Origin of the sequence: Kamptonema sp. PCC 6506 (genome assembly GCF_000180455.1) — a bacterium.
Classification (GTDB): Bacteria; Cyanobacteriota; Cyanobacteriia; order Cyanobacteriales; family Microcoleaceae; genus Kamptonema; species Kamptonema formosum.
Map to the genome: position 1 here is coordinate 1 of NZ_CACA01000070.1, position 9,343 is coordinate 9,343.

11 protein-coding genes are annotated in these 9,343 nt (G+C 41.4%); 7 read left to right on the forward strand and 4 right to left on the reverse strand.

Annotation, left to right across the window (positions count from 1 at the left end; all coding sequences use genetic code 11):
- Positions 1-125: 125 nt before the first annotated feature.
- On the forward strand, positions 126-692 hold the full coding sequence (locus OSCI_RS03360) for a photosystem I assembly protein Ycf4 (RefSeq protein ID WP_007353448.1): 567 nt from the start codon (positions 126-128) through the stop codon (positions 690-692).
- Positions 693-951: 259 nt separating this feature from the next.
- Positions 952-2,292 (forward strand): GUN4 domain-containing protein, encoded by a 1,341-nt coding sequence (locus OSCI_RS03365; protein ID WP_007353449.1) that lies wholly within the window; start codon positions 952-954, stop codon positions 2,290-2,292.
- A 93-nt stretch (positions 2,293-2,385) separates the two neighbouring features.
- Here OSCI_RS03365 and OSCI_RS03370 read toward each other — a convergent pair whose 3' ends face one another.
- Together OSCI_RS03370 and OSCI_RS03375 are read right to left on the reverse strand one after the other, a co-directional pair.
- Positions 2,386-2,739 (reverse strand): hypothetical protein, encoded by a 354-nt coding sequence (locus OSCI_RS03370; protein WP_007353450.1) that lies wholly within the window; start codon positions 2,737-2,739, stop codon positions 2,386-2,388.
- Between the two features lie 149 nt (positions 2,740-2,888).
- A complete protein-coding gene (locus OSCI_RS03375; RefSeq protein ID WP_007353451.1) occupies positions 2,889-3,458 on the reverse strand; it encodes a Uma2 family endonuclease in 570 nt (189 codons plus the stop codon).
- Between the two features lie 81 nt (positions 3,459-3,539).
- Here OSCI_RS03375 and OSCI_RS03380 point away from each other — a divergent pair, with 81 nt between their 5' ends.
- The 3 genes from OSCI_RS03380 to OSCI_RS03390 all read left to right on the forward strand — a co-directional run bounded on the left by OSCI_RS03380 (position 3,540) and on the right by OSCI_RS03390 (position 5,948).
- On the forward strand, positions 3,540-4,298 hold the full coding sequence (locus tag OSCI_RS03380; protein WP_007353452.1) for a peptidylprolyl isomerase: 759 nt from the start codon (positions 3,540-3,542) through the stop codon (positions 4,296-4,298).
- Positions 4,299-4,425: 127 nt separating this feature from the next.
- On the forward strand, positions 4,426-5,634 hold the full coding sequence (locus OSCI_RS03385) for a beta-ketoacyl-ACP synthase (RefSeq protein ID WP_007353453.1): 1,209 nt from the start codon (positions 4,426-4,428) through the stop codon (positions 5,632-5,634).
- Between the two features lie 86 nt (positions 5,635-5,720).
- Positions 5,721-5,948, forward strand: a complete 228-nt coding sequence (locus OSCI_RS03390; protein WP_026103816.1) for a YgiT-type zinc finger protein — start codon at positions 5,721-5,723, stop codon at positions 5,946-5,948.
- Positions 5,949-5,983: 35 nt separating this feature from the next.
- Here the strand turns inward: OSCI_RS03390 and OSCI_RS03395 are convergent, their stop codons facing one another.
- Together OSCI_RS03395 and OSCI_RS03400 are read right to left on the reverse strand one after the other, a co-directional pair.
- Entirely contained in the window at positions 5,984-6,373 is a 390-nt protein-coding gene (locus OSCI_RS03395; protein ID WP_007353455.1) for a DUF7674 family protein, read from the reverse strand.
- A gap of 186 nt (positions 6,374-6,559) precedes the next feature.
- Positions 6,560-6,883 (reverse strand): hypothetical protein, encoded by a 324-nt coding sequence (locus OSCI_RS03400; protein WP_007353456.1) that lies wholly within the window; start codon positions 6,881-6,883, stop codon positions 6,560-6,562.
- A gap of 507 nt (positions 6,884-7,390) precedes the next feature.
- Between OSCI_RS03400 and OSCI_RS03405 the strand changes: the two genes are divergently transcribed.
- Positions 7,391-8,488 (forward strand): ATP-binding protein, encoded by a 1,098-nt coding sequence (locus tag OSCI_RS03405; RefSeq protein WP_007353457.1) that lies wholly within the window; start codon positions 7,391-7,393, stop codon positions 8,486-8,488.
- A gap of 63 nt (positions 8,489-8,551) precedes the next feature.
- On the forward strand, positions 8,552-9,343 hold a 792-nt coding region (gene mutL / locus OSCI_RS03410; protein WP_193387011.1), incomplete at its 3' end, for a DNA mismatch repair endonuclease MutL.

Genomic DNA, 9,343 nt, shown 5'->3' on the forward strand with positions numbered 1-9,343 from the left:
TATAGTCATTTCGCGAAAATCCTCGTGCTTATTAAAAGGGGAAGGTTTCTAATTAAGTTAACATAACTATATATTACAAATTAACAAAATTTGCAATTCCCCTGGGCTAAAAAAAGGAAAATTTTATGACTGCACAAATGACATCGACAAGCGATCGCATACTCCGTCTGGAGGTTCTGGGATCGCGCCGCTTGAGTAATTACTTCTTCGCTGCGATCGTTAGTATCGGCGGGACTGGTTTTTTACTGGCAGGTATTTCTTCCTACTTGCACGTTAACCTACTGCCTTTTGCTGACCCTACTCAGCTCTACTTTTTCCCTCAAGGGATTGCGATGACTTTCTATGGTGTTTGTGGGGTGCTGCTGGCGCTTTACCTGTGGATGACGATCGCCTGCGATGTTGGGGGCGGCTACAATGAGTTTAATGGCGAAAATGGGAGTATTAGACTGTTTCGCTGGGGTTTTCCGGGGAAAAACCGCAAAATTGATATCGCCATTAAGAGGGAGGATGTACAATCGGTGCGAATTGATATTAAGGAAGGTCTGAGTCCGCGCCGAGCAATTTATCTCAAACTCAAGGATCGTCGGGAATATCCGTTGACGCGGGTGGGTCAGCCTTTAGGATTGTCTGAGGTGGAAAATCAAGGAGCTCAATTGGCTAGATTTTTGGGAGTTCCTTTGGAAGGCCTTTAGAGGATGTCTGAAGATGAAAAAGGGCGGATATAATTCGCGTTTACAGAAACTAAAATCAATTGGGTGGTATTAGTTTTTGGCTTTTAAAAATCCGCCTGTATGAGTTTTTCTGATACTCATGCAGGCGGATTTATCGTAGGAGACGAACTGTTGGAATGCGCTAGTCAGCTAGGGATAGTTACGATTTAGTGAATATACTGATTACCTTTAATACCTATTTTGTTATACTTATAAAGTCGTTATATATAATTAATCAAAAATGGTTTTAACTCACAACCTATTTTCCCAAACAACTTGCTCCATTAATGGTCACAAAAAAAACGGAAAAGTTTTAGCTGTAGCTACCTATGTAGATTGTCGCAGAATATGTTTTCAACTTGAAGGGGAAAACCGAGGAACATGGATTCCAGAATCAGCATTCGTAGGAGAAGAAATAGTACCTTTTAAAATCGAAACTGAAACACCAGTTGAAACCCTAAATAATGCTGTAAAAGAAAACCCTCGTTTATCAGATTTAAAAACCCAAGCTAATCCTAGTGCTTGGAAAGACTTAGTTGGCTGGCTGGCTGGTGAATTTGCGAACATTGACTTTCCAGCTACCATAAACTCTGTGAATCGATTACAGGGAAGATATAAGGAAAGCACACCCTATGAAATTGCTCATATCTTGATCGTTCATAAGTCTTTACAGGCAGCAGGAGTTGAGCTAATTAGTAAAACAGTTGTGGAAGATATCTTAATAGGTTTGGCAAAGATTGATTTACCATCTATCTCTAAGCTCTCAGCCGAAATGGTGTATCAGATAGCAGCAATTTATGGCTTTTCATTAGACTCTGAAGAACGTAAACAGGAAGCCCTTATGATTTTTGGTGTTACTCTTTTAGGGGAAAGAGCAATCAATGCAGGTATAGATTGGCTAAAGCTTGATCCAATGAAAGCTAAAGCCTTAAATGTAATAAGCAAAGCCTTAATGATCTATGCAATTGGAAATGCAGCTTGTGTCTTCTATGCAGCGAAGGCTAAAAAGCGCGATGCTTTGACTTCTGTTGACGAATTCAAGAAATTAGAAGAAGAAAGTCAAGTTTATCTAGAAGATGCTACATCCGAAGAGAAAATTTATCATAAGCTTGAAGAGGAAATCAGAGAGGCTGTTCCCAAGCCAAATTATTCTAATTTGGAAAAATTATTGAGTATGCAGGAATGGGAAAGATCCGATTTGGAAACTGGAAAAATTGTTTTACAATTATTAAGTCACAATCCGGTAGATAATATAAGATCCCTAGCCATTGAGGACATCCAAAATATAGATAGACTTTGGGGAAGCAACAGTAACGGACGTTTTGGCTTCAGAGTACAAAAACAGATATATTTCAGTGTGGGTAAAAAAGTAGGAGACTTTGGAGAAGCTGTGGGTTGGCGAGGAAAAGCTGGAGTGTTTGGGGGTATTTTTGGCTGGAAAGAATATAAAGACATAACTTTCAACCTTAATAAAGCCCCTCAAGGACACTTACCTGCATTTTGGTTCAATATTTATGATAAACACGGCGGTGTGATAGTTGATGAATCTTTAAAGGCAATTCTTGAAAGACAAGAGTGGTAATCTAAAAACCACTTTATCTAATTCAGCATTAGTTAAGCGATCGCACATCTCCCATTCCTGAATCTCAAAGCGCGATCGCACTGCACCAACAACTCATCTAATTTCCTGCAACACTTCCAATTGACTCGGATGCGTTATGTGTTCCTGCAACATATTGCTAAAGTAGAAAACCTCATATTCTGGTACTAACTCTTTTCTCAACTGATGCCAAAGACTGACACCTTCATCCTCAAAAGCTTGCTTTATCTCTAAACTAGCAAAACCCGATGAAGCCGGATCGTCCCAGTTTAATTTAGCATCATAGGCATCTGCCCACTTTTCCAAACGTAAGAGTGTTTGCTGACTCAAGGGTAGTGTTGCGGGATCGATATCACCTACTTTTTCCCCATTAGCCCACCATAGGGGATAGCATCCATAATCAGCCATAAGTTCAATTTTCATAGCCATAGTAGTTATTCACAAATTAAGGCGAAGTTCTAGGATTAGCCCCGACTATATATCCGTTACTACCGATAGTAAAAGCTATGTAAAGCGATCGCACTCCTTTACCACCAAATTACTTACTTTCTTGCAACTACAATTTAAGCCGATCGCATTCACGCTAACGGCCAATTTAAAACGAACCCTGGTAACACATCTTCTCCCGATAAACTTACGGGAATTTGTACAATCTCTACCGTGCGATCGCGTCGATAAATTTCTACTTGTCGATCTTGAGGATTAATTAGCCACCCTAACTGCAAACCACTATTAAGATATTCCTGCATTTTCTCCCGAAGAGGTTGAATCGCATCTGTACGGGAACGCAACTCAATGACAAAATCAGGACAAATTGGTGGAAACTTCTCTTGTTCTTCCTCCGTTAAAGCTGACCATCGTTCTAACCTCACCCAAGCTACATCAGGAGAGCGATCGCCTCCATTAGGTAAACGAAAAATTGTCGAAGAACTAAAAACTATCCCCAGTTGCGTTTGCCGATTCCACAAATATACATCTGTAATTAAACTAGCTTCTCGATTTCCACTCACTCCACCTACAGGGGACATAATAACGATCTCTCCCTTAGCTGTGCGTTCAAATTGCCAATCTCGATTAACCTGACACAAGCGGTAAAACTGTTCGTCACTCAGATCGACATTTTCCAAATTTAAAATCACTGTCGTCATTGTCCCGAACTCCGATATTAATATTAAAAACTTACTTGATACAATTACTATTGTAGATCAACTGTCTAATTTCTAGTCAAGATGAAAATTAAAATTCAGCGATGGATACTGCCACTTTTGCTCGTTGGCGTACTAACTTTAGGAGGATGCGGCGATTCCCCTAGTGCAAATTCCTCACCCGTCCCTAGCCCCTCTGCCAGTGAAGCGGCTTCAACTCCACCGCAACAAGCGAGTAGCCCACAAATTACTAATGTACCCCGCCTAGAAGGAAAGGCAACGGTAGTAATGGTGGTCAAAGGTACCCCCATAACTATCGAAGTAGACGGCACAAATGCGCCTATTACTGCGGGTAATTTTGTTGATTTAGTCAAGCGCGGAGTTTACGACGGCTTGGTATTTCACCGAGTAGTTCGGGAACCGGAACCTTTTGTAGTTCAAGGCGGCGATCCCCAGGGGAAAGATCCTAAGTTTCCGGCGGCGGGTTTGGGAACAGGTGGTTTTATCGATCCGGCAACTTCAAAAGAGCGCTATATTCCCTTAGAAATTAAGCCGAAAGGAGCCAAAGAACCTACCTATAGTACGACACTTCAACAAGCGGGAGTAACGGCTAAACCTGTGTTGCAGCATACTCGCGGCGCTGTAGCAATGGCTCGATCTAATCCTCCTGATTCGGCTTCTTCTCAGTTTTATTTTGCTTTGAGTGATTTGCCATTTTTGGATGGGAGTTATGCGGTTTTTGGCTATGTAACGCAAGGGATGGAAGCGGTGGATCAAATTCAGGCTGGAGATCGCATTGAGTCGGCTAAGGTAACGCAGGGGTTGGAAAATTTGAAAAATTAATTGTTAGTAGTTAGTGGTTAGTTGTTGGTTGTTCGTGGGCAAATAGTTAGTTTATAGTTGTAAGTAGCAGGTGACTGGTTGTCAAGTCCAATATTAACAACTAGCAACTAACAACTAACAAATAGCAATGAGTGTAAAAGTTGTTATTACTGGAATCGGTCTTGTTTCAGCTTTGGGTACGCTGGAATCTAGTTGGAATCAGATTTTATCGGGTAATTCTGGGATTAGGCTACACCAACCTTTCCCAGAAATTGAATGCAGGCCGTTGGCTTTAATTGGCAAAAAACCTGTTGAGTTAATAAAACTGACTCGGCAGGTTTTGGCTGATGCTATTATCGATGCTGATTTATTTTTACCTTTACCTGATTGTGGCTTAGTTATTGGTTCTAGTCGCGGAAATCAAGCAAAGTTAGAGCAATTTGCAAGGGAAGGAAGAAGGAAAAAGGAAGAAAAAAGAAGGAAGAAGGAAGAAAAATTTACTTATCTAGCAGAGGACGAAGAAGGAAAAGAATTACCAATTACCAATTACCAATTCTTAGATTGTTTGCCTCATGCTGGGGCGATCGCGGCGGCTAATTTCATTGGTACGAGGGGGCCAGTATTAGCACCAGCGGCAGCTTGTGCGACGGGAATTTGGGCGATCGCGCAAGCTTTTGAGTTAATCCAGACGGGACAATGCGATCGCGTCATTGCTGGCGCTGTGGAAGCCCCAATTACGCCCTTAACCCTAGCAGGATTCAATCAGATGGGTGCTTTGGCCCAAACGGGGGCCTATCCCTTTGATTCGCAGCGCGAAGGCTTTGTTTTGGGAGAAGGCGCTGCGGTGTTAGTTTTGGAGTCTGCTGAGTTAGCTAAGAGACGCGGTGCTAAGATTTACGGTCAAGTTTTGGGTTTTGGCTTGACAAATGATGCCTGTTATGGAACTGCACCGGATTTAGGAGGGAAAAGTGCGATCGCAGCGATCGAGCAATGTTTAAGTCGTAGTAAATTATCTGTCAATGATATAGATTATATTCATGCTCACGGCACTGCAACTAATTTAAATGATGAACATGAGGCAATGTTAACTGAAAAGTTATTTCCTCAAGGAGTTGCTATTAGTTCAACTAAGGGAGCAACGGGACATACATTAGGTGCGTCTGGTGCGTTGGGTGCGGCCTTGTGTTTAATGAGTCTTAAACATCAAATCTTACCGCCTTGTGTGGGATTGAGAACATCATTATTTGAGTTAGACTTAGTTATGGCTGCCCGTGGGAGTAAGATCGGGAATACACTTTGTTTTAGCTTTGGATTTGGGGGACAAAATGCTGTGATAGCTTTAGGAAGGTATAGGTAAAGTGCGGCTGGATGACAATGATTGAAGAAATTAGGGTTAAAATTGTACAGGGTGATTTTGAATTTTTAAAATTAGGAGAAGCCAAAATGGAAACTGACATTTTGAAAGAAACAATTGTAGAAGAAAAAGTAACTTTTACCCTAGAAATTAAGGGCAAGTTTATCATTTTTGAAAACGTCCCAGCTAGGGTTTGTGTGGAAACGAGAGAACGTTTTTTTTCTCCTGAGAGAGTAAAGCGGTTGCAGCAAATAGTTTGGGAAGACAGAAAGCCTACTCGCGTGATTGAGACACCTGTAATTGAGTTTACTGCATAGTAGTAGTAGATTTTGCTTGAGGTTCTATCTTCTCATCAGGCAGTTATAGGTTGTTCTCGCCCCCAGAAGGCTTCTATTTCCTGAGAAAATTGAAGCGTCGTCTTACCCATATACTGACGCACTTTCGATAACCATTCTGGGTTATCCCCCAGACGTTCACATACAGTAACCGCAACGACTTCTTGCACTTTAATATCTTCGTGGTTGGCTAATTGTTCAAGAAAAGTAAATATCTGCTTGAGAATTGGTTGATTATGTGATTCAAGCAAAGAGATTAAGTAGGGGTTAAGCAGATCCCCAAAGATAATGTGAGGCCCTGGTTGTTCATTTCCCCACCACTTTAGCTCTAATTCATAACTTTGTCGAAGTTCCGGTACTACTTCAACTAGCTTTTCTCCTATGTTTTCAAATTTTAATTCGCTCATTGTTAGTAATGTTGGTAATGTTGAATATCTTGGTGATGTTGATGATGTTGGCATGAGATTTTGAGACAATTATCAAACTACTTTGGGGGACTTCTTTGATTGACGTTAATTACTTTCATTTGACTAAATATATATAGTGTACATCGATTATATATGAGAAGAGTAAATCTTATTATCTTAATAGATTTACGTTACTAGCAAAGCATCTCGTAAATCGCAAAATATATCAGTTGCTATGGTTTTATCTTCTGCATTTAGGTTGCCTTCCTGAATCATTTTCTCTAATTGTCGCATTCGCTCTATTCCTTTTTGCTTATGGGTTTTTCCTCCCACTAGATTTCCTGTTTTTGTTTCATAGATGATTGCAGATGCAGTACCTTCTGGATGAAGTGTAGGGTTGTCTCGGAAAAGCTTATTAACTACACGCTCTAGCCTTGGATTGCTTACTGTGGGTTTTGTTTGAACCCTCAGCTTATCCAGAGCATCTTGGACTTCAGGTGGAATTTCCAAATTTTTTCCTTTCTAACTATTGTTTGCTTTTAAATTATAACCTTAGCTAGCGGTTAGCAACGTGGTTGGGCGATCGCGTCTTCCTTCACCCTTTCTTCATTCCTCCAAATTATCTCAGATTGCATATCATATATAACTACTTTTGTCAAGCTAAATCAATTACCCGATCGCTCTACTTTCTAGGTTGAGCGGGGTTTATACTCAAGACTCAGTTTGGGTTACAGGTGGGGATATGATAGTCTAACGGGGAGTAACACCAACAGGCGTATGCACTATTAGCTCGGCGAAACTCTACTTAGACAGGGAGCGATCGCTCTGACCCTCAGCTCAATCGTAAGCTGACGAAAACTGAGTATTTATACTGAACTGCGCTCCGCTCGGCTGAAATAAGGCTTTATAGCCCAACTTCTGGGCACAAAGCTCGCTTTACCGAGTGGTGAGAGTGAAGAAATACTGAGTAAATATAGCAGAAAGAAACTGACAAGATTAATCATTTGGTAATCTCAAATGGAGCTAGCATCCCATCGATTTATCTCCTATTTTGACCAAGAGCAAGCTGACCAATTGTGCCAAGTGGCAGAAGTGGAAAGCTTCCCCCTGGAAAAAGTAGTTTTTGAAGAAGGAGAAATTCCCGATTTTTTATACCTAGTTCTAGAAGGTCAAGTCGAGTTTAGCAAGCGCACACCCGAAGGCAAATATCAAACAGTTGCCGTAGCAAAACCAAACGACTTTTTCGGAGAATTTGGAGTTTTAGACGGACAGCCTCGCAGTGCTAGAGCCGTCGTTTGCGGTAATTCAACATTAGCAAAAATTTCCCGCGACACTCTGATGGACACCTTGCGAATTGCCAAAGGGAGTGCGGTACTTCATCTATTCGGTTACATTACTCAACACCTAAGATCCACAACAGACCAATACGTAAAACAGTTAGTTCACAAAGAGAAAATGGTAGTAGTAGGAGAAATGGTTAGCACCATCATTCACGACTTTAAAAGTCCTTTTACAGGGATTCAATTATCCAGTGAAATGCTCCAAGACTTGCATCCAGACGAAGAAACGGCTGAATGGTGCGAACTGATTCAATTGCAAGTACAGCGAATGTTAGGAATGGCGGACGAAGTATTAGAATTTTCTCGCGGTAATGCTGTACTGCACAAAAAAACAGTCAATTTATCTCATACTTTACAGCAATTTGAAAAGCTAAACCGAGTTTATTTTGATAGTACTCATGTCGATTTGGTAGTGCAGACAGCAGATGTAATTATCGAAGCTGATGAAAACAAGATTTTGCGCGTTTTGCAAAATTTAGTGGGAAATGCTGTAGAAGCTTTTGACGGTAAGGGTGGTAAAGTTGAGATTGTGCTTGAGACCGATGAGAAATGGGCAAAAATTATAATTTCTGACAATGGACCGGGAATTCCTGAGTCAATTCGCGAACATCTATTTGACGCATTTGTAACTTTTGGAAAGCGGAGCGGTACGGGATTGGGAACAGCGATCGCTAAGTCAATTATAGATGCTCATGGCGGCGATATTACTTTTGAATCGCAATATTCCCAAGGCACAACTTTCTGCCTGCGTTTGCCACGAATAAAAACTGAATAGAATCCACTTTTAGATCGTCTACAATCTAAAATCTACAATTTACAATCTACAATTTAAAATGGGATGACAGCTACAATTCAAACCCTACCCGCAGAAGTTGTCCACCTAATTGCCGCCGGAGAAGTCATTGACTCTTTGGCCGCTGTAGTGCGAGAATTGGTAGAAAATTCCCTCGATGCGAGTGCAACTAGAATCATTGTTTCGCTCTGGCCAGAGCAATGGCGAGTGCAAGTTGCAGACAATGGTATGGGGATGAATTTAGAGAACTTACAGCAGGCGGCAACTGCTCATAGCACTAGCAAAATTAAGAGTGCAAAAGACCTTTGGAAGATTACAACTCTAGGATTTCGCGGCGAAGCTTTACACAGTTTGGCTCAGTTAGCCTGCTTGGAAATTGCAAGTCGAGAAAACGATTTTGAACATCCGATTGAAGAGAGATTAGATTCTAAGAATGACCAGCAAAAATCCCCCAATCAAAATCTAACATCTGGTTGGCGAGTTGTTTACAATAATATTGGGGAACCGACGGAAGTACAAGCAATTGCGATCGCTCCCGGTACTGTGGTAACGGTATCTAATTTATTTGGCAGTTGGCCAGTCCGTCGCGGTTTTGTATCTCCTACACAGCAGTTACGAGCAGTACAATTAATGCTTCAGCAAATCGCTGTTTGTCATCCCCGCGTTACTTGGCAAATTCGCCAAGGTGACAATCTTGTTTTGCATATTAGTCCCGGCGTTACAGCCAAGGAAACTCTACCCCAAATCTTGCGAGGAGTGCGATTAAGTGATTTGCAACAATTAACCTTGGAAGTGTCGCCACCTTTAGGGAGCGGGGGAGCAGGGGAGCAGGAGAGC

Coding starts and splice junctions, on each gene's coding strand:
- OSCI_RS03365 (WP_007353449.1), top strand. CDS start 952: ATGGTTTTAACTCACAACCTATTTTCCCAAACAACTTGCTCCATTAAT.
- OSCI_RS03395 (WP_007353455.1), bottom strand. CDS start 6,373: ATGAGCGAATTAAAATTTGAAAACATAGGAGAAAAGCTAGTTGAAGTA.
- OSCI_RS03380 (WP_007353452.1), top strand. CDS start 3,540: ATGAAAATTAAAATTCAGCGATGGATACTGCCACTTTTGCTCGTTGGC.
- OSCI_RS03390 (WP_026103816.1), top strand. CDS start 5,721: ATGGAAACTGACATTTTGAAAGAAACAATTGTAGAAGAAAAAGTAACT.
- OSCI_RS03375 (WP_007353451.1), bottom strand. CDS start 3,458: ATGACGACAGTGATTTTAAATTTGGAAAATGTCGATCTGAGTGACGAA.
- OSCI_RS03360 (WP_007353448.1), top strand. CDS start 126: ATGACTGCACAAATGACATCGACAAGCGATCGCATACTCCGTCTGGAG.
- OSCI_RS03405 (WP_007353457.1), top strand. CDS start 7,391: ATGGAGCTAGCATCCCATCGATTTATCTCCTATTTTGACCAAGAGCAA.
- OSCI_RS03385 (WP_007353453.1), top strand. CDS start 4,426: ATGAGTGTAAAAGTTGTTATTACTGGAATCGGTCTTGTTTCAGCTTTG.
- OSCI_RS03370 (WP_007353450.1), bottom strand. CDS start 2,739: ATGGCTATGAAAATTGAACTTATGGCTGATTATGGATGCTATCCCCTA.